18 protein-coding genes and 1 pseudogene are annotated in these 21133 nt (G+C 66.1%); all 19 read left to right on the top strand.

The genetic code is table 11. The features are described from left to right. Positions 1-47: 47 nt before the first annotated feature. Positions 48-899 carry a hypothetical protein gene (locus KJQ12_RS08000; protein ID WP_213484196.1) on the top strand — a complete coding sequence of 284 codons (852 nt, stop codon included), beginning with the start codon at positions 48-50 and terminating at the stop codon, positions 897-899. Between the two features lie 48 nt (positions 900-947). After that, a complete protein-coding gene (locus tag KJQ12_RS07995; protein ID WP_213484195.1) occupies positions 948-2288 on the top strand; it encodes an amidohydrolase in 1341 nt (446 codons plus the stop codon). A 38-nt stretch (positions 2289-2326) separates the two neighbouring features. Then, the gene (locus KJQ12_RS07990; protein ID WP_213484193.1) at positions 2327-3556 is read left to right on the top strand and encodes an aromatic ring-hydroxylating oxygenase subunit alpha; all 1230 of its coding nucleotides are present in this window, start codon (positions 2327-2329) and stop codon (positions 3554-3556) included. Beyond that, positions 3534-4337 (top strand): alpha/beta fold hydrolase, encoded by an 804-nt coding sequence (locus tag KJQ12_RS07985; protein WP_213484192.1) that lies wholly within the window; start codon positions 3534-3536, stop codon positions 4335-4337. Before KJQ12_RS07990 ends, KJQ12_RS07985 begins: the two co-directional genes overlap by 23 nt. 4 nt (positions 4338-4341) lie before the next feature. Next, positions 4342-5712 (top strand): RidA family protein, encoded by a 1371-nt coding sequence (locus KJQ12_RS07980; protein ID WP_213484191.1) that lies wholly within the window; start codon positions 4342-4344, stop codon positions 5710-5712. A 13-nt stretch (positions 5713-5725) separates the two neighbouring features. Next, positions 5726-6520: a maleate cis-trans isomerase family protein gene (locus KJQ12_RS07975; protein ID WP_213484190.1), complete on the top strand. Its 795-nt coding sequence runs from the start codon at positions 5726-5728 to the stop codon at positions 6518-6520. A gap of 162 nt (positions 6521-6682) precedes the next feature. Then, complete coding sequence (locus KJQ12_RS07970) at positions 6683-8287, top strand: PucR family transcriptional regulator (RefSeq protein ID WP_213484189.1); 1605 nt, start codon at positions 6683-6685, stop codon at positions 8285-8287. Between the two features lie 15 nt (positions 8288-8302). Further along, positions 8303-9625 carry a 5'-deoxyadenosine deaminase gene (locus KJQ12_RS07965; protein ID WP_213484188.1) on the top strand — a complete coding sequence of 441 codons (1323 nt, stop codon included), beginning with the start codon at positions 8303-8305 and terminating at the stop codon, positions 9623-9625. Positions 9626-9650: 25 nt separating this feature from the next. After that, positions 9651-10682 (top strand): XdhC family protein, encoded by a 1032-nt coding sequence (locus KJQ12_RS07960; RefSeq protein WP_213484187.1) that lies wholly within the window; start codon positions 9651-9653, stop codon positions 10680-10682. Continuing rightward, positions 10612-11307 carry a nucleotidyltransferase family protein gene (locus KJQ12_RS07955; RefSeq protein ID WP_213484186.1) on the top strand — a complete coding sequence of 232 codons (696 nt, stop codon included), beginning with the start codon at positions 10612-10614 and terminating at the stop codon, positions 11305-11307. The genes KJQ12_RS07960 and KJQ12_RS07955 overlap by 71 nt, the downstream gene beginning before the upstream one ends. A 73-nt stretch (positions 11308-11380) precedes the next feature. Continuing rightward, positions 11381-12577 carry a BMP family ABC transporter substrate-binding protein gene (locus KJQ12_RS07950; RefSeq protein ID WP_213484185.1) on the top strand — a complete coding sequence of 399 codons (1197 nt, stop codon included), beginning with the start codon at positions 11381-11383 and terminating at the stop codon, positions 12575-12577. 59 nt (positions 12578-12636) lie between these two features. Further along, positions 12637-14175, top strand: a complete 1539-nt coding sequence (locus KJQ12_RS07945) for an ABC transporter ATP-binding protein (protein WP_213484184.1) — start codon at positions 12637-12639, stop codon at positions 14173-14175. Then, positions 14172-15290: an ABC transporter permease gene (locus KJQ12_RS07940; RefSeq protein WP_213484183.1), complete on the top strand. Its 1119-nt coding sequence runs from the start codon at positions 14172-14174 to the stop codon at positions 15288-15290. The genes KJQ12_RS07945 and KJQ12_RS07940 overlap by 4 nt, the downstream gene beginning before the upstream one ends. A 31-nt stretch (positions 15291-15321) precedes the next feature. Next, the gene (locus tag KJQ12_RS07935) at positions 15322-16251 is read left to right on the top strand and encodes an ABC transporter permease (RefSeq protein ID WP_213484182.1); all 930 of its coding nucleotides are present in this window, start codon (positions 15322-15324) and stop codon (positions 16249-16251) included. Positions 16252-16304: 53 nt separating this feature from the next. Next, on the top strand, positions 16305-17222 hold the full coding sequence (locus KJQ12_RS07930; protein WP_213484181.1) for an FAD binding domain-containing protein: 918 nt from the start codon (positions 16305-16307) through the stop codon (positions 17220-17222). Further along, the gene (gene pucD / locus KJQ12_RS07925; protein ID WP_213484180.1) at positions 17219-19603 is read left to right on the top strand and encodes a xanthine dehydrogenase subunit D; all 2385 of its coding nucleotides are present in this window, start codon (positions 17219-17221) and stop codon (positions 19601-19603) included. The genes KJQ12_RS07930 and pucD overlap by 4 nt, the downstream gene beginning before the upstream one ends. After that, positions 19600-20118, top strand: a complete 519-nt coding sequence (locus KJQ12_RS07920; RefSeq protein ID WP_213484179.1) for a (2Fe-2S)-binding protein — start codon at positions 19600-19602, stop codon at positions 20116-20118. Before pucD ends, KJQ12_RS07920 begins: the two co-directional genes overlap by 4 nt. Continuing rightward, a complete protein-coding gene (locus KJQ12_RS07915) occupies positions 20111-20605 on the top strand; it encodes a nucleoside deaminase (RefSeq protein WP_244860507.1) in 495 nt (164 codons plus the stop codon). Before KJQ12_RS07920 ends, KJQ12_RS07915 begins: the two co-directional genes overlap by 8 nt. Next, positions 20500-21081: pseudogene (gene uraD, locus KJQ12_RS19595) on the top strand (2-oxo-4-hydroxy-4-carboxy-5-ureidoimidazoline decarboxylase); the annotation flags it as partial. The gene KJQ12_RS07915 and the pseudogene uraD, both read left to right, overlap by 106 nt. Positions 21082-21133 lie beyond the last annotated feature (52 nt).

Genomic DNA, 21133 nt, shown 5'->3' with positions numbered 1-21133 from the left:
AAGAAGCGGAATCGGCCGTCGCGACCGCGTCCATAACGCCGGAGGAGGTGATTTCCATCTGCACGATCGGCGCCATGCGATGCATGAAGGAGGACGGCACGCCCGCCGTGTTCGGATTCAAAACGTCGGATTCACCGCCGGTCTTGTTCTGGCACGGGAAGGCCGCCGGACCGTCGCGACACGCCATCCTGGCGTACGGACTGGCGCCGCAGCAGGGCATCAATGCCGGACTCAACGATCAGGGGCTGCTGCTCATCAGTTCGTACTTCGATTATGCCGATCCTTCGGAACCGTCCGCTCTCCGCGAGACTGCCGACTATTGGCAGGGCGATCTGCGCGGCCGGCTCCAGGCTGAAGCGCTCGCGGTCTGTACGGACGCCCGGGGCGCGCTGGAAGTGCTGGAACGGGGCATCGCGGAAGGCGGGCCGTCCATCGGGGGAAGCCACATCATCGCCGACAAGAACGGCACGATCCTTGTATTTGAGCATTGCCGGGGACGGACCGCCTGGCAGGACGCGTCGTCGGCCGGATGGGCGGTGCGGAGCAACCAGGCGTTCGGACTGTTCCCGGGAAAGCAGCGGCGTATGTCCGCCCGGCTGCGCGCAGACCGCGGGCGGCGGTACGAGACAGCGTCGGCGGCGCTGCGTCTGCTCGCCGGCAGGCCGTTGGACAGCCGGACGGCCGTGGACGCGCTGAAACGGCTGACCGCGACCCATGAACGGGACGGCACGGGCAGCGGCAGCATCTGCGCCCACGGCATCCTGCACGGGAGGTCGAATGCGCCGCTTCCGCATATGACGCTCAGCGCGATGGTCTGGGACGTCACGGCAGGCGAGATGCACTACACGTCGGGCAGGCCGTGCGTTTCCGGGTGGAAGCGCATGGCGTTCGCGGAGTAGATGCCGTGTCGCGCACGGAGATCATTTTTCCGGAAGGGAGATGGCGATATGGACGTTAAGCCGCTGCTCATCACCGGCGGCACGGTTCTGACGGTGAACGGGCAGGACGAAACGATCGAAAGCGGCGCGCTGCTCATTGAAGGCACGCGGATCGTCGACATCGGACCGGCGGATGTACTCGGGGCGCGCTATCCGGCGGCGGAGCGGCTGGACGCGTCCGGTTCCGTCATCATGCCCGGCCTGGTCAACCTGCACATGCATTCGGGACTGATCCGCGGCACGGCTGAAGATCTGCCGGTGTTCGAATGGCTGGCGAAGCATGTCGATCCGAAACATCGGGCTTTGACCGAGGATCTTGCGCACGCGGCGGCTCGGCTCTGCTACGCCGAAGCGCTGTTGTCCGGCACCACCTGCGTGCTCGACATGTACCGCTTCATGCACAAATGCGCGGTTGCGGCGGACGAGCTCGGACTTCGCGCCGTGCTGGCGCCGTACGTCGTCGACAAACCGGGCATGGATTGGTTCGAGACGCTCGAGACGAACCGGCGGCTCGTCGAGGAGCGGAACGGCACATCGGAAGGACGGATTCACGTCTGGTTCGCCCTCGAGCATCTGACCTACAACACGGAGGAAGCGTACCGGAAAGCGGCCGAACTTGCAGCGAAGTACGACACCGGCATCCATACCCACGGTGAGGAATCGCGGGACATGGCGATCAGCCTGAAACTCCGGACGGGGAGATGGCCTGTGGAACTGTTCCACGACCGCGGCATCCTCGGACCGCGGACCGTGCTGGCCCACTGCGTCTGGCTCCGCCGGGAAGAGCGCGAGCTGCTGGCCCGGACGGGCACCGCCGTCGCCCATTGTCCCGTCAGCAATCTGAAGCTGGCGTCCGGCATCGCGCCGGTCAAGGAACTGCTCGAGATGGGCGTGACGGTCGGCATCGGCACCGACGGGGTGAAGGAGAACAACAACCTCGACATGCTCGAGGAGATGAAGTTCGTTCCGCTGCTGCAGAAGGCGCGGCTGCTTGACGCCCGCGTCATGCCGGCGGAAACGGTGATCCGGATGGCCACGATAGGCGGCGCGAAGGCGCTCGGACTGGACCGCGAGATCGGTTCGCTGGAGGTCGGCAAGAAAGCAGACCTGATCGTCATCGATTTTCGGAAGCCCCATTTGACGCCCGTCATGGGCGGAAAATACAACAACGCCGCGAGCAACGTCGTCTACGCCGCAACCGGTGCCGACGTGAAGCATGTGTTCATCGACGGACGGCAGGTTGTACGGGACCATCGGCTGGTCCGCGCCGACGTGTCGGAGATCATCGCTTCCGGCCAGACGGCGGCAGAGCGGCTGTTCAGGCTGCGCGAGCCGTTCGTCCCGGCTTGACGGCCGACCGATCATCAAGATCAAGGAGGTTGTGAGGCATGGGTTACAAACCGACCGAAGAGGTGCTCGAGATTCTGGCCGAACTCGGACCGTCGCTCATCGAATCGAAGGAGGCGCGTTCGCTTCCGCCCGCATGCTATACGTCGCAGGCGTTCTTCGAATTCGAGAAGGAAGCGATCTATTACCGGAACTGGCTGTGCATCGGCCGGCAGGAAATGGTGCCGAATCCCGGCGACTATTTCACGCTGACGCTGCTCGACGATCCGCTCATCGTGGCGCGGGGCCATGACGGCAATATCCATGTCCTGTCCGCCGTCTGCCAGCATCGCGGCCATCTGGTGGCGGAGGGCAAGGGCAACTGCAGCTCGTTCCGCTGCCCGCTCCACTGGTGGACGTACGGGCTGGACGGAGAGCTCTTGTCCGCCCCTGAGATGATCCGCATCGAGCCGTTCGAGATTTTGCGCCATGACCACAGCCTGCCCCGATTGAAGGTCGAAATCTGGAACGGGTTCATTTTCTGCCACTTTGATCCCGACGCCCCTCCGCTTGCCCCGACGCTTCAGAAATTGGACGATGAAATGCGCAACTACCGGATGACCGAACTCGTCTCCATGCCGACGGTCGACCTGACCGATCTTCCCTGGAACTGGAAAATCATGATCGAATCTTCCCTCGAACCGTACCACACGAACTACCTGCACAAAGGGCCGCACGATTTCGCGCCGAGCCGCCTGGCCACCTTCATTGAATTCGAAGACGATGACGGACAGATCATGCATCCGACCGGATTCACCCATATGGACGCCGGCTTCTCGCCGGACATGAAGGCGATTTTCCCGCCGATGCCCGGGCTGACGGAGGAGCAGCGGCAGCGGATGATGATCGCATCGGTGCCGCCGATGCTCACGCTCGGCCTGATGCCGGATCAGGTGTGGTACAACATCATCCTGCCGCGCGGCCCGCACCATATCGAATTTCGGTCCGGCTTGCTGTACCCGCCGGAGACGATCGCCTTGCCGGATTTCGAAGAACGCTACAAGCTGGCGAATGACAGCGTCCAGCTCATCAATGCGCAAGATCTGGAGGCGAATGCCTCGCTGATGCGCGGCTATTTCGCGAAGCTGTCGAGCCGCGGCCGGTATGCGGAACTGGAACGGACGCTGCCGCAGTTCAACCGGTGGCTGGCGAAACGCTATTTCAGGTATCTGGACGAGCTCGGCATCCGGGTGAAGTTGGAGATGCCCGATGATGAAGCGCATCGCGTTTGACGAGATCGGGATCGAGGCAGGCGGCGTTCAGCTGTACGCCGCCGCATGCGGCGATCCGGGCGGCGAGCCGGTCATCTTCCTGCACGGCATTTCGGAGAACGGCAGCGCGTTCGGGCCGATCATGGCGGCGCTGCCGCAGCACCGGCGGTACATCGCCCTCGACCTGCGCGGCCGCGGCCGCTCGGGCAAGCCGGCTTCCGGCTACGCGATGCGGGATTACATCGCCGATCTGCTCGCGCTGTGGAACGCGCTGCCCGGCGGCGGCAAGCCGGCGCTGATCGGGCATTCGATGGGGGCCCGCATCGCGGCGGCGTTCGCGGCCGCTTACCCGGAGCTGACCGGCCGGGTCATGATGATCGATCCGCCGCTGTCGGGTCCGGGGCGTCCGCCGTTTCCGCTGCCGCTTGCCCGCTTCACGGTTCCAAAGGCAATGCTAGACGCCGGCGATCTGGAAGCGTTCCGCGCGCATTACGCCGCCATCGGGATCGATCCGGAAGCGAAGGCGCGGGAGCTTAAGGCATGCGCGCCGGAGGCGATCGAGCAGTCGTACCTCGCGATGAACGAAGAGCCGTTCCACGTCTGGTACCGGCTGCTCCGCGTTCCCGCCCGTCTGGTCGCCTGCGGCGGCGCGCCGTTCATCGGTCCGGCCGAAGCGCGCGAGCTGGAGGCGCTCAATCCGTCGGTCGACATCCGGTATTTGCCGGAGGCGGGGCATGAACTGCACAAGCGGGAGCCGGAGACGACGATCCGGCTGATCCGCGAATTTCTGGAAGGGCGGTGACGGCATGGACAGAAGCGCGATTGCGAAAGGAGCCATCACGGAAATCTGGCCCGACGGGATGCCGCGACCCGGCATCCCGTACAGCCCGGCCGTCCGGGCCGGCGATTGGCTGTTCTATTCCGGGCAGTCGGCGTCGGATCTGGTGAGCGGGCTGGCGGAGGAGGCGGCCGTTCCGGGCCATTTTCCCTACTATGAGAGCGCGATGGGCAAGCAGGCCGCATACCTGTACCGGCGCGTGGCGGCGATCACGGAGGCGGCCGGCGCCTCGCCCGAACAGATCGTGCGGGTCAATCAATGGTATCTTGCGGGTATGGCGTCGCCGGACTACCGGACCGGCGATTTGACGGTGAACAACCGGCGGTACGTGGAGACGAAGAACCGGTACTTCCAGAGACTCAGCCCGCCGTCGACCGGCATCGGCGTGCGCCGGCTGCTCGTGGAAAGCGCGCTGGTGGAGGCCGATTTCACCGCGCGGCTTGCGGCGTCCGGCGAACGGCCCGAACCGGTCTCGGCACCCGGATTGCCGAAGCCGGCAGCCGGCCATGCGGAAGGCGTGCGGGTCGGGCACTGGTTGTTCCTGTCCGGCGACATCGCGACCGACTGGGCCGGGAACTGGGGCCAGCCCGGCTATGAAGGCGAATTGCACGCGCTGGCGCCGGAAGCCCGCACGAACCGCCTGTTCTGGGGCGATGAGCCGGCCGCGCGCCAGACGGATTATATTCTCAAGCGGCTGGCGAACGTCGCGGAAGCGGCGGGCACGAGCCTGGACCATGCGGTGAAGGCGTGGGTGTTCCTTGCGGATCCGAACGATTTCGCCGCGGTGGAGGACGTCTGGCAGCGCTGGTTTCCCGATCCCGGGAAGGCGCCGGCCCGGCTGATCGTGCCGCGCGTCGAGATCGGTGCGCGGGGGTGCCGCGTCGAGATCGCGATGGATCTGCTCATGCCGGAGGCGGCGCATCTGAAGTCGACCGTGACGGGCGGCTGGACGCCGAAGAGCCGGGAGCCGGCGGCGGTGCGGGCGGACGACCTGATCTATTTCAGCGGGCTGATGGCGACCGACCCCGCCGTCGGGCTGGCGAAGGAAGCGTCGCTCACTCCCGGTCTGCCGTACTTCGGTTTGGACGGGAAGAAGCAGATGGCCTACATCCTCGAGAAGGCGCGGCGGATCTGCGCGGCGGCCGGCGCGGACGTCCGTCAGATCGTCAAGGCGACGCTCTATTTCACGGACCTGAACCTGTACGCCGGCGCGATGGAGGCGTGGCGCGAGACGTTCGCCGATTCGCACAAGCCGGCGGTGACGGCCGTCGAAATCGGCGGCGGCCTGTGGGTGCCGGGCTGCGGCGTCATGGCCGATTTCGTGCTGTATGATCCGTAAGGGAGGGAGCGGCGTGGAAACCGTGAGGATCGGCATGCTTATCCCGTCGTCCAATACCGTTGCGGGACCTGTCACGAACCGGCTGCTGCATGGCGTTCCCGGCGTCAGCGTCCATTACGCGCGGGTGCGCGTGACGGAAATCGCGCTGTCCCCGGCGTCGGACGCGCAGTTCGCGGCGGGACCGATGCTCGAAGCGGCCTCGCTGCTGGCGGACGCCGGCGTGAGGCTGATTGTCTGGAACGGCACCGCGGGAAGCTGGCTCGGCATCGATCATGACCGGCGGCTGTGCGAAGCGATCGAGCGCGGCACGGGAATTCCCGCGACAACTTCGACGATGGCCATTCTGGATGCCGTGCGCGCGTGCGGGATCAGGCGTCTGGCCATCGTCACGCCGTATACGGCGGATGTGAACGAGCGGATTGCCGCCGTCTACGAAGGCTTCGGCATCCGCTCCGCGGGAGCGGTCGGACGCGGGTTGACGGTCAACCGTTCGTTCGCGGATCTCTCGGAAGATGAGATCGTCCGGATGATCGGGGAAGCCGCCGCCATGCCAGGCGCCGACGGTGTCGCCGTCGTCTGCACGAACATGCGCGGGGCGCGCGCGGCGGCGGAAGCGGAGCGGCGGTTGAAAGTGCCGGTGGTTGATTCGGTTGCGGTAACCGTCGGGCACGCGCTTCGTCTTGCCGGATACGGCGGCGTTCGGCCGGAAAAAAACCGGGGCTGCATTTCTGCCGGGAGGCGGAGGGGAGGACAAGGAACGGACTGGCCGGCTGATGCGGAGGTGCCGGGGCATTGTCGCCGACGATGATCGTCCAATCGCGTTGGATGCCGAACGTAACGGGCAGCGGAATTGAAAGGCAAAATGTTTATGTAAATAAATATAACATAAATATTGCAATAAACGCTTTTTGTGCAATATTATGTTATATATAATGACATACACATTCCGCTGCATTGCGAGGTGACATCCATGCACATGACCGTCGAGCAGGCCCTGTCCGTCTATCCGTTGACCGAGGCGCGTCTGGTTGCGGGAGATGCCGGAAAAAACCGCATTGTCAAGGCGGTCAACGTCATGGACGCTCCGGACATTACGGACTGGATCAAGGAAGGCGAGATGGTCTTCACGACCGCGTATCTGTTCAAGGACCGTCCGGGTGAAGCCGCCGAACTGGTGCGCAAGCTCGACCGGCGCGGCTCATCCGGCCTGGGCGTCAAGCTCGGCCGTTTCTGGAGCGCCATCCCGGAAGAAATGATCGCGGCCGCTGACGACCTCGGTTTTCCGCTCATCGAACTGCCCTATCCGTTCACCTTCTCCGACCAGATGAACGCCTTGTTCCGCGAAGAGCTGAGGCGAAGTACCGTCGAACTGCAGACCGTTCTGGACAAACAGGTCCGGCTGATGCGGTTCGCGCTGCAGTCCGGCCATATCCGTCAGCTGTTCGAGTCCGTCATGGAGGTGATCGGCTGCCCGATCGCGGTCATCGGCTCGCGCGGACAGGTGGTGTTCAACGGGACGGGGCATGCGGATTCGGGGCTTGTCGAACTGTGGCCGTGGAAACCGCTGGCCCAGCGGGTCCGGACGGCCGCAGGCCAGGCGTTCCGGGTGCCGCTCATGAAGCAGGCGCAGTGCACGGGCTTCGTGCTCTTCTATTACAAGAGCCCCGTGCTCTCGCCGGTTGAAGAAAATCTGTATCTGCAGGCCGCTGAACTCATCGGTTTCCATAAAGATTTCAAAATCGAAGATTATGTTGAATGGACGGTCCGCCGTGACATCGGGCTGCTTATCAAGCGCCATCTGAAGCACGGTCTTACGCTCGAGAAGCTGGAGGAGTGCCTCGACCGCTGGGAGATCGATCTGCTCGGCCGCCCGTACCGCTGCGTACTGACCGACATTCCGGGGCCGTCGATCGCGTCCATGCGCGCCGAACGGCTGCAGCAGCTGAAACGGGAGATGCAGCATTACGCCGGTCTGGAACCGTTCGGCGGCGTTCACGTCGTGCTGGAGGAAGGGCTGCTGTCGGTGTACCGGGACGATCCGGAAGACCCGGACGGGCCGCTCGAGACGGCGCTCGCCGATTGCCTGGCCGCATGGCCGTCCGGCCAGGGCAAGCCGCGCGCCTGCTGCAGCACGCGCAAGCAGCATGCGGGCGATCTTCGCGCCGCATTCGCCGAATGCCTCGAAGCGCAGCGGACGTCGGATGCCTGGGCGATCGCCGCTTCCGTCGTGAACTACGAGACGATCGATCTCGCGATCCTGTTCGAGCAGGTGGACGCGAACCGGATGCGCGCGTTCTGCAGACGGCTGCTCGGCGGGCTGCAAAGCAAAGATGCCGACTATACCGCCGAGATGCTGCGGACGCTCGAGACATACCTGGAATGCGACGGACAGCTTGGGGAGACGGCAAGGCGGCTCTATATTCATCGCAACACGGCCGCATACCGCATCGAGAAATTGAGCGAGATGCTGGATATCGATTTCAAGAAAACCGACGATCTGCTGCGGCTCAAGCTGGCGTTCCTGTTCCGGCGCCGGCTCGGCTCCGGCGATGCGCGGACGGCAATGGAGCGGTAGAGGGAGGAATGCATCATGGCGACGACCGTAATCCGCGACGCGCTCATCGTGACGATGAATGCCGCGGATGACATCGTGCGGGGCGATGTGAAGATTGAAGGCAACACCATAACGGCCGTCGGCGGAAAACTGGACGCGGACGGCGGGCGGGTCATTGAAGCCGGGGGCAGGGTGCTGCTGCCCGGCTTCGTGCAGACGCACGTTCATCTGTGCCAGACGCTGTTCAGAGGCTGCGCCGACGATCTGGAGCTGATGGATTGGCTCAGGAAGCGGATCTGGCCGCTTGAGGCGGCGCACGACGCGGATTCGGTCTATTACTCCGCGCTGCTCGGCGCCGGAGAACTGATCCGCAGCGGCACGACAACCATCCTTGACATGGAGACGGTGCACCACGCCGATTCGGCGTTCGAAGCGATCCGCGAAAGCGGCATCCGCGCCGTGTCCGGGAAAGCGATGATGGATCACGGGGAGCAGGTGCCGCCGGCGCTGCTGGAGAAGACGGAGGATTCGCTTGCCGAGAGCGTCCGGCTGCTGGAGAAATGGAACGGGGCTGCCGGCGGACGCATCCGCTACGCATTCTCCCCGAGATTCGTCGTCTCCTGCTCGGAGGATCTGCTGACCGCCGTGCGCGACCTGGCGGATCAATACCGCGTTCCGGTACACACGCATGCGGCGGAGAACCGGGAAGAGATCGCGGTCGTCGAAGCCGAGCGCGGCATGCGCAACGTCGTCTACCTCGACGCGATCGGTCTGGCGCGGCCGAACCTGATTCTCGCGCATGCCATCTGGCTCGACGAAGAAGAGAAACGGATCATCCGGGAACGGGGCGTGAAGGTGACGCACTGCCCGGGCTCGAACCTGAAGCTTGCGTCGGGCATCGCGGACGTGCCTTCGCTGCTCGAAGCGGGCGTGCCCGTCGGATTCGGCGCCGACGGCGCGCCGTGCAACAACAATCTCGACATGTTCCAGGAGATGCGGCTCGCCTCCTTCATCCAGAAAGTGCGGCTCGGCCCGACGGTCATGCGCGCGCGCCAGGTGCTGCGCATGGCGACGATGGGCGGGGCGGAAGTGCTCGGCATGGCGGATATGATCGGCAGCATCGAGCCGGGCAAGCGGGCCGATCTGCAGATCCTCGATCTCGAAGATTTCCACGTCTACCCGTCTGCGGGCGCCGATCCGTATTCGCGCATCGTCTACGCCGCTACCCGCGGCGACGTCGACACGGTGCTGATCGACGGCGAGGTCGTGATGGAAGGCAAGGAAGTGCGGACGATCGACAAGGCGAGGGTGCTGCGGGAAGCGGACCGGAGCCTCACGCGGCTGATGGGCCGGATTTGAAGTTTCTGCGGAAGGAGCGATGGAGATGGACGATTGGGCGCTGCTCCGCGCGGCTTCCGAACCGTCGTTCAGCGGCGCGCTGGCGACGGTCGCTTCCGCCGCCGGCCACGCGTACCGCAAGGCGGGCGCGGCCATGCTGCTGCATGCGGACGGCCGGCGGACGGGGTGCATCAGCCCGGGCTGCCTCGAAGACGACCTGCAGCAGCGGGCGGAGCGGCTGGCCGGACGGAGGACGCACGAGCTGATCACGTACAATCTGCATCCGGACGAAGATCCGATCTGGGGCAGCGAGCTCGGCTGCGGCGGCGTGATCACCGTTCTGCTTGAGCCGGTCGAAGGCGGACTGCGCCGCTCGCTGCGCGCCGCGTGGTCGCGCGTCCGCGCGGGTGAAGCCGTCCGCCTCGTGCGCCGCATGGCGGGCGGGACGATCCGGCATGCGGTCGTCCCGCTCGCGGCGGGCGCAGGCGATGCTGCCGCGGAGCCGGACGAACTGCCCGCCAGCGTGTTCCTGCCGCGCCCCCGCCTGATCCTGTTCGGCGCGGGCGCCGACGCGCCGCCGATCTGCGACGCGGCGGCCCGGATCGGCTTCCGGGTGACGGTGGCGGACTGGCGGGAGCCGCTGCTCCGCCCCGAACGATTCCCGCTGGCCGAATCGTTCGCCGCCGGTCCGGGCGGCGTCGGGCTCGCGGACGCGCTCGGCATCGGCGCCGGCGACTACGTGCTGCTCTGCAGCCATCATCTGCGGCATGACCGGGGCATGCTGGAGGCCGTGCTGCCCCGGAAGCCGGTATATGTCGGCGTTCTCGGCTCGAGGAAGCGCGCCGCGGCGCTGCTGGACGGCCTGCCGGCGGACGGGCGAGTCCGCGCGCCGGTCGGCCTGCCGATCGGCGCCGTCGGGCCGGCCGAAATTGCCGTCAGCATCGCGGCCGAACTGACGGCTGTCCGCTCGGTGCAGCGCGCAATGCTTGGGAAGGAGGCGGCGGACGATGCGAATGCCGGCCATCTGCCTGGCGGCGGGCAGCGGATCGCGGCTGGGGCGTGCGAAACCTGCGGTTGAGTTGGCTGCCGGGACGCCCCTCGGCGCGGCGGTCGTACTGGCGCTCGCCCGCGCGGGCTTCTCGCCGGTCATCGTTGTCGTGCGGCCGGATGACGATCTCGCCTGGCTTGACGTGCTGCCGGCCGGACTTTCCGTCCGGCCGTTCGTCTGCGCCGACGCCGCGCTCGGCATGTCCCGCTCGATCCGGTGCGGCGTCATGGCGGCCATGGACGGCGGCGAGCCGCCCGACGCGGTCATGATCGCGCTGGCCGACATGCCGTTCCTGACAGCGGGTAAGCTGGCTGAATGGCGTGCGGTCTGGACGCTTAAACCCGAACGCGATTTCGTGGCGGGACGATCCGGCGGCACGATCTTGCCGCCGGTGCTTTGGCCGCGCAGGCGGTTCGGCGATCTGCTGCATCTCGAAGGCGATGCCGGCGCGGGCGCCTTGATCCGATCCGGCGCGCTGCGCGGCGCGTTCGTGGAAATGACCGGACCGGAGAGCCTCGATCTCGATACCCCTGAGCAGCTTGAACATGCCCGCGCCATCTGGCAAGCCCTCATGAACGTGCACGATGCACAATCAATCCCGAATTCTTTCATTCCCAAGGCCAATTCGATGTCATGTAAATTGACGCATTCCTGACGCGTTCTTATAGTGAAAGTACATCACGACCGTTGCATCGGATCAAAGATCGCTCGTTCGGGGGAGGAACCAAATGAAACGTCAATCGGGATCGAGGTTGGCACGCATGTTGTGGATCATTCCGCTGCTTGTCGTCCTTGCGGCCTGCGGAAGCGGCGGAAGCGGAGGAAGCGGCGGTTCCGGCGGGAATTCGGGCGGCCCCGCTTCGACCGGCTCACCCTCATCCGGTGAATCCGGGGGCGGCGACTCGGCCGCCGCGCCGGGTGAAGAGGCGTCCGGCAAACCGAGCGTCGCGTTCGTCTACATCGGCACGCCGGGGGACGGCGGCTGGACGTACGAGCACGACCAGGGCCGCAAATATATGGAGGAAGTGCACGGGATCAAGGCAACCGTCGTCGAGAACGTGCCGGAAAGCGCCGACGCCGAGCGGATTATCGAGGAACTGGCGCAGAACCACGACATCGTCATCACGACCAGCTTCGGGTACATGGACCAGACGCTCAGCGTGGCGCAGCGTTATCCCGATGTCGTCTTTCTTCACTGCGGCGGCTACAAAACGGCGGACAACATGACGAACTACTTCGGCAAAAACTACGAAGCCAGCTACCTGACAGGCATCGCCGCCGGGAAAATGACGAAAAGCAACATCATCGGCTACGTCGGGGCGTTCCCGATTCCGGAAGTCATCTACAACATCAACGCGTTCAAGCTCGGCATCGAGAGCGTGAACCCGGATGCCGTCGTCCATGTCGTCTGGTCGAACACCTGGTATGATCCGACGGTCGAACGGCAGGCCGCCATCAGCCTGCTGGACCTGGGCGCCGACGTGCTGCTCGCTTACCAGGATTCGCCCGCGACGATCCAGGCCGCCGCCGAGCGCGGCGCGCTGGCCGGAGGCAACGACTCCGACATGACGCGTTTCGCGCCGGAAGCGTATCTGACCAACCCGACCTGGAATTGGGGGCCGTACTACGCGCAGGCCGTCCAGGAAGTGATGGACGGCACGTGGACGAACGAGCCGGTCTCCGGCTCGATGGGGGACGGCATGGTCGGTCTGGCGCCGCTCGGTCCGAGCATCCCGGACGATGTGAAAGAGTTGGTTGAGTCGGCGAAAGAGCAGATTCTGAACGGAGCATTTGATGTGTTCAAAGGTCCGCTCGTCGATCAGGAAGGAACGCTCAGGGTCGAGGAAGGCCGCGTGCTCACTTTGGAAGAGATTCTGGAGATGAACTGGTTCCTGAAAGGAATCGAGGGCAAGATTCCGCAATAGGGCGGTTGAAGCGGGCGCGGAAGCCGCACGCCCTGGTCTCATGGAGGAGGTGCGCAGGAATGAATGAACCGCATGCCGTGGAAATGCGGCGGATCTGCAAGCAATTCGGAGCCCTTGTCGCGAACGACAACATCGATTTCGCGGCGAAGCCGGGTGAAGTGCATGCGCTTCTCGGCGAGAACGGCGCGGGCAAGAGCACGCTGATGAGCATGTTGTCCGGCGTGTACCGGCCGACAAGCGGCGAAATTCTGATCCGCGGCCGCAGTGTGAACATCCGCTCGCCGAAAGATGCGCTTGCGCTGGGCATCGGCATGGTGTTCCAGCAGTTCAGGCTCGTGCACACGTTGACCGCCGCGGAAAACATCGTGCTCGGCGAGAAATCGTCCGTCTGGCGCGGCGCATCCTGGATGCGCCGCAAGACGGAGGAGATCGGGGCGGTCGCGGAGCGGTTCGGGCTGAAAATTCCCGTCGAGCGTCCGGTCTGGCAGCTGTCCGTCGGCGAGCAGCAGCGGGTCGAGATCGTCAAGGTGCTGTACCGGGGCGCCGATCTCATTCTGCTCGACGAGCCGACCTCGGTGCTGACGCCGGGCGAGGCCGACCAGCTGTTCGAGATGCTCCGTCAGCTCCGTGACGCGGGGAAGACGGTCATTCTGACCACGCACAAGCTGAGGGAAGTGATGGAGATCGCCGACCGGATCTCCGTCATGCGCAAGGGACGGATGGTGGGCACGATGAACCGCTATGAGACGAACGAGCGCGAGCTGGCGCAGCTTATGGTCGGAAGGGCCCCCGCCGGCGTCATGAGGCCGGCGGGGAGGCCGCCGGGCAAGCCGCTGCTCGAAGCGGAAGGGCTCACGGTGGAAGCCGGCAAAGGGCGGACGGCGGTCCGGGACCTCTCCCTCACGGTGCGGGAAGGCGAGATCGTCGGCATCGCCGGCGTCGCGGGCAACGGGCAGTCCGAACTGGCCGAAGTGCTGGCGGGCCTCCGGCCGTGGAGAGGCGGCACGATCCGCGTCTGCGGCCGGGAATGGAAGTGGGCGTCGGTGCGGACGGCGATCGAGTCCGGCATTTCCCATGTGCCGGAGAACCGGATGAAGAGCGGCATGGCCGGCAGTCTGGGCATCGTCGACAATCTGCTGCTCAAGACGTACCGCCACCCCGAACGGTCGCGTTTCGGCATGCTGCGAAGCCGGCGGAACCGGGCCTGGGCCCGGTCGCTGGTCGAGCGGTTCGACGTCAAGGCGGCCGGCCTGGACACGCCCGTCCGCCAGCTGTCGGGCGGCAACCAGCAGAAGCTGCTGTTCGCGCGGGAAGTGGACCGCGATCCGAAACTGATGATTGCCGTCCACCCGACCCAGGGGCTCGACATCGGCGCGGCGGAAAGCGTCCACCGGCTGCTGCTTGAGCTTCGGGCCGCGGGGCGGGGCGTGCTGCTCATCTCGGAAGATCTGGACGAAGTGATGCAGCTGTCCGACCGGATGCTCGTCATGTTCGGCGGCACGATCGTCGGCGAGATGAGCCGGGAGAACGCGGATCGCGAGCGGATCGGCCTGTATATGGCCGGTCTGCAGGATGCGCCGGGGGAGGAAGCGTCATGAACGGCAAAGCGGCCGCCGCGGGGATGGACGGCGACGCCGGAAGCGCGCGGCGGCGGCCGGCTGTTCCCCGGCTGAGATTCGAGTTCGATCCCGTCCGCACCGGAAGTCCGTGGTGGATGCCGCTTGCCGCCGTCTTCGCGGCGCTCGCGGTCTGCGCCGTGTTCATTGCGGCCGGCGGCACGGACCCGCTGGCCGTGTACAAGAAAATGCTGACGGGCGCGTTCGGCACCCGGTTCGGTCTGACCGAGACGCTGGTCAAGGCGATTCCGCTGCTGCTCTGCGGCATCGGCGTTTCGATCGCCTACCGGATCTCGTTCTGGAACATCGGGGCGGAAGGGCAGTTTCTTGCCGGGGCGATGGCGGCGACCGCGGTGACGATCTACATGCCGGATCTGCCGGCGGTCCTCGCGCTGCCGCTCATGACCGCCGCGGGCATCGCGGCCGGCGGCCTCTGGGGACTGCTGACCGCCTTGCCCCGCGCTTATTTCCAGGTCAATGAACTGATCTCTTCGCTCATGCTCAATTACATCGCGCTGCTCTTGCTCGATTATGTCGTGTTCGGTCCGTGGCGCGATCCGGGCGGCCTCAATTTTCCCGGCAGTCCGATGTTCACGGCGGATCAGTCGCTCCCCGCATTCGGCAGCACCCGGCTGCATTTCGGCCTCGTCTTCGCGCTTGCCGCGGCTCTGCTGTACGCTTTCACGTTCCGGCATACCCGCTGGGGTTACGAATTGCGCCTGATCGGCGCCAATCCGGAAGCCGCGCGGAACGCCGGCATCAGCCTGAACAAGCATTTGCTGCTCGTCATGCTGGCAAGCGGCGGACTGGCGGGACTCGCCGGCATGGCGGAAGTGTCCGGCGTCGCGCACCGGCTGATGTACGGCATATCGCCGGGATACGGCTACACGGCGATCATCGTCGCCTGGATCGCCCGGCTGCATCCGGTCGGCCTGATCGTGTCGGCGTTTCTGTTCGGCGGTCTGATTGTCGGCGGCTACAGCGTGCAGACGCTCGGTCTCCCGTCGGCAACTTCGGAGATGCTGCAGGGCGCCGTCCTGTTCTTCCTCATCGCCGGCGCCGCGTTCGGCATGATTCGCATCCGCCGGGTGCGGTGAGCCCCGGACGCCTTGAAAGGAGGCTGCGATCATGGATCTGATCCTCCAGATTGTCGCGGCGGCCATGTCGTCCGGCACGCCGCTCCTGTTCGCCGTGCTGGGCGGCATTCTGATCGAGCGGTCGGGCATCATCCAGCTCGGCGCCGAAGGCATCATGCTGATGGGCGCGGTGACCGCGGCCCTGCTCTATCTCCGCACGGGAAGCCTCGCCGCGGCGCTGCCGGCCGTGCTTGCGGTCAGCGCTGCGCTCGGCCTTCTGCACGCGTTCCTGACGGTGACGCTGCGCGTCAACCAGATCGTCAGCGGTCTGGCGATGACGCTGTTCGGCTCCGGACTGAGCGCCTTTCTCGGCAGGGCGATCGCCGGCCAGCCGATGCCGGGCGCCGTGCCGAAGCTCGACATGCCCGTGCTCGACGGGGTGCCGGTCATCGGCGTCCTTGTCGCCCATCTGGATGTGCTGACCTGGCTCAGCTTCGCCCTGGTCATCGCGCTGCACCTGTACATCTACCGCACCTCCTGGGGGCTTCATCTGCGGGCGCTCGGCGACAGTCCGCCGACCGCGGATGTGATGGGCATCCCGGTGACGGCGTTCCGGTACGGATGCGTCATCGCCGGCACGATGCTGATCGGGCTGGGAGGCGCCGACCTGCTGCTCGTCTTCTCGCCGGCGTGGATCGAGGACATGACCGCCGGACGGGGATGGATTGCCGTTGCGCTGATCATTTTTGCCCGCTGGAATCCGCTGCGCGCGCTGCTGTGCGCCTACTTCTTCGGCGCGCTTGACGCGCTGGGCTTTCGCATCCAGCTCATCGGCAGCAGCATTCCGTCCTATTTCCTGAAAATGATACCGTATGCGGTGACCATTCTCGTGCTTATGTACCTCGGTTGGCGGAACAGGGGAAAGCCGTCCGGGTCGCCGGAATCGCTCGGCGTGCCGTATATCCGGGAGCAGCGGCTGTAATCCTGCGGGAATTGCGGAAATTCGTGCCTTGCTGAAACGGGAGGCGATGCCGTATGGCCATGAAGGAACAGGCGCCCGGGCGCTGCCCGGAAGTCTGGCGGCCGCGCGATGCGGCCGAGGCGTGCCGGCTGAAAACGGCGTTCGGCCCGGACGGCGTGTTCACCGCCGGCGGCACGCTGCTGCGCACGCAGTGGGAATCGGGCTCGGCGGCGATGCCCGGAACACTCATCGATCTGACCGCGATCCCCGGTCTGGCGGGCATCCGGGCGGACGAAGGACAGCTTGTAATCGGACCGCTCGTGAAGCTTTCGGAGCTGATGCGGACGGAGGCCGTTGCAACAGCCTTCCCGCTGCTGGCGGAGGCGGTGCGGCGGATCGGCGCGCCGTCGGTCCGGAATCTGGCAACGATCGGCGGCAATGTTGCAAGTGCGGTCGGCGACGCGCTGCCGGCGCTTCTCGTCCATGAAGCCGAATTGCTCTGGCATACGGGCGGACGGACTGAAACGACGGCCCTGGAAGACTGGCTGGCCGATCCCGGCCGTGCGCAGGGCGTCCGGCTGCTTACAGGCATCCGGCTGAAACGGACGGATGCGGAAGCGCCCGGCGGACCACCCGGGCGAATCGTCGGCGCGTATCGCAAGCTTGGACGACGGGAGGCGTTCACCCCGTCGCTTGTGACGATCGCCGTGCTGGGCCGATTGTCGGAAGACGGCACGCTCACCGGCGTGCGGATGGCGGCCGGCGGCGGATCGGCGGTGCCGATGCGGCTGCGCGCCGCGGAGACGGTGCTGGAAGGTGCGCGCGTCACCCCGGATGCTCTGGTCCGGGTGAGCGAAGCCGTGCTCGCGGAATACCGGCCGGCTTCCGACGCGTTCGCCGGCGCGGAATACCGGCGGACGGCCGCCGCGAATCTGATCGCCGCCGAATGGCTGAGGCTGGCCGGCGCGGGAAGGGAGGGGGACGGACGATGATGCTGTCGCGGGAGACGGCCGGCGGACGGTGGCGGATCCGTCCCGACGGTCCGGACAAGGTGACCGGCAGGCTGGCCTATCTGACCGATCTTGCGGCTCCGGACATGCTGTACGGACTCGTGCTGCGCAGCCCGCATCTGCACGCGCGCATCCGCGCGATCCGGACGGAGCTCGCAGCGGCGCTGCCCGGCGTGCACGCCGTGCTGACGCATCGCGACGTGCCGGGGTTGAACGCGTTCGGCATCTCCAGGCAGGATCAGCCGGTCTTCTGTTTCGACCTCGTCCGTTACGTCGGCGACGCCGTCGCGGCCGTCGCCGCGGAGACGATCGAGACGGCGGAGCGCGCGCTCGAACTCATCGAGGTTGAGTACGAGCCGCTCCCCGTGCTGGACACGCCGGAGAAGGCGCTCGCGGAAGATGCGCCGAAGCTGCATCCGCAAGGCAATGTGATGCACAGCAACGCATACAAGCGCGGGGATGTCGAAGCCGCGTTCGCCGCATGCGCCCATGTGGTGGAGGAAACCTATTCGACTCCGCGCCAGATGCACACATATATGGAAACGGAAGGCGGGCTGTTCGTGCCGGAACCGGACGGCCGGCTGACCGTGTACGCGCCGACGCAGCACGGTCTGCTCGACCGGCTGCAGCTTGCGCGCATTCTGGCCGTGCCGGAAGAGCGCATCCGCGTCGTGTCCAGCCCGATCGGCGGATCGTTCGGCGGCAAGGACGAGCTGAACATCCAGCCCTACGGCGCGCTGCTCGCGCTGGCCGCGGGCCGGCCGGTCAAAATCCACAATTCCCGGCGCGAATCGGTGCGAGCGGGCCTCAAGCGCCATCCGATGACGATCGCGATGAAGACCGGCATCGACGCCTCCGGACGGCTGCTTGCCCACCGGGTTCGGATTGTCGCCGACACCGGGCCGTATGCCACGCTCGGCGCGGAGGTGCTCAACTTCGCCGCGGAGCATGCCATCGGTCCGTACCGTTACGCGAATGTCGATGTCGAGAGCGTGTCCGTCTACACGAACAACGGCATGTCCGGCGAATTCCGCGGGTTCGGCGGCAATCAGGCGATCTTCGCGCTGGAAGGGCAGATGGACCGGCTGGCGGAGCTCATCGGCATGGATCCGTGGGAATTCCGGCTTCTCAATCTGCGCCGGATGGGAGATCCCGGCCCGTACGGGCAAACCATCGCCCAGACGGACGGGGCGTACCAGGTGTGGCAGAAGCTCAAGGAGAGTGCGCTCTGGCACCAACGGAAAATTGGCGGCCGTTGCGCCGGCGGCAGAGATGCGGATGTCCGGGATGCGGGCGGCAAGGGATCGGGCGAGCGGAAGACAGCGGCGTCCGCCGCGGCCGTTCCGGGGAATTCGGGCGGAAATGCCCGCCCGCCATGGATCCGCACCGGCATCGGCGCCGCCCTGGTCATGCACGGATTCGGCTTCGGCGTCGGTCTGCCGGACCCCGCCGCCGGCAGGCTGCGGCTTGCGGAAGACGGCAGGATCGAGGCGGTGTTCGGCTACGAGGAATTCGGCCAGGGGCTGCTCGCGACGCTCGAAACGCTCATGATCGAAACGTTCGGTTTCGCGCCGGACGATCTCCGGCTCGTCATCGGCGACACGGACCGGGTGCCGGACAGCGGCTCCAGCACCGCATCACGCACGACGGCCATGATGTGGCAGGCGCTGCGGCAGATGGAAAGGCCGTTCAGGCGGAAATTGCTCGAGGCGGCTGCCGGTCTGATCGGCAAACCGGTCGAATCGCTCGCGCTCGGCCCCGGCGGCGTCATGAGCGCGAACGGTGGACAACGGCTTATCCGGTATGCCGATATCGCCGGAAAGACGGCGGAGCCGATTGCGGTCGAGACGCATTTTCATTTTCCGACGAGCGACACTGACAAGTTCGGCGCGCATTTCCTGTACTCCTATTCCGCCGTGGCCGTAAAGGTGGAGGTCGATGAGCTGACCGGCCGCGTGCGTGTGCTTGAGCAGTACCATGCGGTCGCGGCGGGACCGGTCGTCAATCCGCAGGGATACATCGGGCAGATCGAGGGCGGCAGCGGCATGGCGCTCGGCTATGCGCTGATGGAGGATGCGATCATGGAAAACGGGCGCTATCTGACCGGCAACCTGGACACCTATCTGATTCCGACGATTGCCGATTTGAGCGGTAGCACCGCGGTCGAACCGATTGAAGATCTGCCGGACGGCGACCCTTACGGTCCGCGCGGGATCGGCGAGATCGGTTCCGTCGGACTCGCGCCGGCAATCGCGGCGGCGGTGTATGATGCGACGGGCGTCCGGGTCAATCGGCTGCCGATCAATCCGGCGCTTCTGATCCGAAAGCCTGAAGAGCTGTGGAAGGCGGTGAGCGGGCAATGATCGACAGGACCAATCCGGTCCCGGTTCAGACGGGCAGCCCCGTCTTCGCATTCACGCTGAACGGAGAGCCGGTTGCCGTGACGGCTCCGCCGTCGAGGCGGCTGTTGGACGTGCTGCGTCACGATCTCCTGCTCACCGGAACGAAGATCGGCTGCGAAATCGGCCGCTGCGGCGCCTGCATGGTGCTCCTGGACGGAAAGCCGGTGAACGCGTGCCTGACGATGCTCTATCAGGTCGAAGGCCGGCGGGTGACGACGATCGAGGGCATCGCGGGCGGCAAGGACGCCCTGCATGGCGTCCAGCGTGCGTTTCTGGAGGAAGGCGGCTATCAATGCGGCTATTGCACGCCGGGGATGATCGTGTCCGCGGCGGCGCTGCTGGCCGAGCGGCCGGATCCGACCGACGAGGAAATCATCGAGGCGCTGTCCGGCAATCTGTGCCGCTGCACCGGGTACGGCGGCATTCTGCGCGCCGTAAGGCGCGCGGCGGCCATCGGGAGGGAAGCCGATGGGTGAGATCAACAATCGGGAGCGGCATATTGAACTGCTTCGGCGCTGCGTCGAGGTGTCGGTCCGGGCGAAGGCGTCCGGCAACCATCCGTTCGGTGCGCTGCTCGCCGACGCGGACGGGAATGTGCTGCTCGAGCAGGGCAACATCGAGGTGACCGAAGGCGTGTGCACGGGCCATGCGGAAGCTTCGCTGGCGGCCGAAGCGTCGCGGCGATACCCGAAGGAGCGGCTTCGGACGTACACCCTCTACACGACCGCCGAGCCGTGCGCGATGTGCGCGGGCGACATCTATTGGTCCGGCATCGGCCGGGTCGTCTACGGCATCAGCGAGCGGCGGCTCGCCGGGCTGACGGGCGAAGACAAGCGCAACCTGACGCTCGACCTGCCATGCCGGATCGTCTTCGGGGCCGGCCGCCGGCCGATCGAGGTGCTCGGCCCGTTCCCGGAAGTGGAGGCGGAGACGGTCGCCGTCCATGCGGGGTATTGGTCATGATGCGGCGCATGTCCCTGCCGGAGGTCAACGCGCTGGATCGGGACGCATTCGTTGCGCGCTTCGGCGGCGTCTTCGAGCATTCGCCCTGGGCAGCCGAGGCGGCTTGGGAGGCGAGGCCGTTCGCATCGGCCGACGCGCTGCTCGAAGCGATGCTGCAGGCGGTGCGGGAGGCGCCGGAAGATCGGCAGACGGCGCTGATCAAGGTGCATCCCGATCTCGGCAGCAGGCTCGCGATGTCGGATGCGTCGACGCGCGAGCAGCAGGGAGCCGGGCTCGACCGGCTGACCCCGGCGGAATACGGTGAGCTGTCCGCCTTGAACCGGTCTTACGCGGCGAAGTTCGGTTTTCCGTTCATTCTGGCGGTCCGCGGCAAGACGAAGGAGGAGATCGTCGCCGCCATGCGGGCGAGGGTCGGCCGGAGCGCGGAAGAGGAACGTGAGGAAGCGCTGCGGCAGATCGGGCGGATCGCCGCGTTCCGCATCGCCGAGCTGGTCGTGGAAGATGCCGGACCTGCTGCCGGGGAAATCG

Origin of the sequence: Thermobacillus xylanilyticus (genome assembly GCF_907165215.1) — a bacterium.
Lineage (GTDB): Bacteria > Bacillota > Bacilli > Paenibacillales > Paenibacillaceae > Thermobacillus > Thermobacillus xylanilyticus.
This window is presented reverse-complemented; position numbering and strand designations above follow the sequence as displayed.

Excerpts from the sequence above, each read along its gene's own strand:
- KJQ12_RS07960 (WP_213484187.1), top strand. The coding sequence starts at position 9,651 with ATGGACGATTGGGCGCTGCTCCGCGCGGCTTCCGAACCGTCGTTCAGC.
- KJQ12_RS07945 (WP_213484184.1), top strand. The coding sequence starts at position 12,637 with ATGAATGAACCGCATGCCGTGGAAATGCGGCGGATCTGCAAGCAATTC.
- KJQ12_RS07940 (WP_213484183.1), top strand. The coding sequence starts at position 14,172 with ATGAACGGCAAAGCGGCCGCCGCGGGGATGGACGGCGACGCCGGAAGC.
- KJQ12_RS07920 (WP_213484179.1), top strand. The coding sequence starts at position 19,600 with ATGATCGACAGGACCAATCCGGTCCCGGTTCAGACGGGCAGCCCCGTC.
- KJQ12_RS07970 (WP_213484189.1), top strand. The coding sequence starts at position 6,683 with ATGCACATGACCGTCGAGCAGGCCCTGTCCGTCTATCCGTTGACCGAG.
- KJQ12_RS07985 (WP_213484192.1), top strand. The coding sequence starts at position 3,534 with ATGATGAAGCGCATCGCGTTTGACGAGATCGGGATCGAGGCAGGCGGC.
- KJQ12_RS07980 (WP_213484191.1), top strand. The coding sequence starts at position 4,342 with ATGGACAGAAGCGCGATTGCGAAAGGAGCCATCACGGAAATCTGGCCC.
- KJQ12_RS07955 (WP_213484186.1), top strand. The coding sequence starts at position 10,612 with ATGCGAATGCCGGCCATCTGCCTGGCGGCGGGCAGCGGATCGCGGCTG.
- KJQ12_RS07930 (WP_213484181.1), top strand. The coding sequence starts at position 16,305 with ATGGCCATGAAGGAACAGGCGCCCGGGCGCTGCCCGGAAGTCTGGCGG.
- KJQ12_RS07935 (WP_213484182.1), top strand. The coding sequence starts at position 15,322 with ATGGATCTGATCCTCCAGATTGTCGCGGCGGCCATGTCGTCCGGCACG.
- KJQ12_RS07990 (WP_213484193.1), top strand. The coding sequence starts at position 2,327 with ATGGGTTACAAACCGACCGAAGAGGTGCTCGAGATTCTGGCCGAACTC.
- pucD (WP_213484180.1), top strand. The coding sequence starts at position 17,219 with ATGATGCTGTCGCGGGAGACGGCCGGCGGACGGTGGCGGATCCGTCCC.
- KJQ12_RS07950 (WP_213484185.1), top strand. The coding sequence starts at position 11,381 with ATGAAACGTCAATCGGGATCGAGGTTGGCACGCATGTTGTGGATCATT.
- KJQ12_RS07995 (WP_213484195.1), top strand. The coding sequence starts at position 948 with ATGGACGTTAAGCCGCTGCTCATCACCGGCGGCACGGTTCTGACGGTG.
- KJQ12_RS07915 (WP_244860507.1), top strand. The coding sequence starts at position 20,111 with ATGGGTGAGATCAACAATCGGGAGCGGCATATTGAACTGCTTCGGCGC.
- KJQ12_RS07965 (WP_213484188.1), top strand. The coding sequence starts at position 8,303 with ATGGCGACGACCGTAATCCGCGACGCGCTCATCGTGACGATGAATGCC.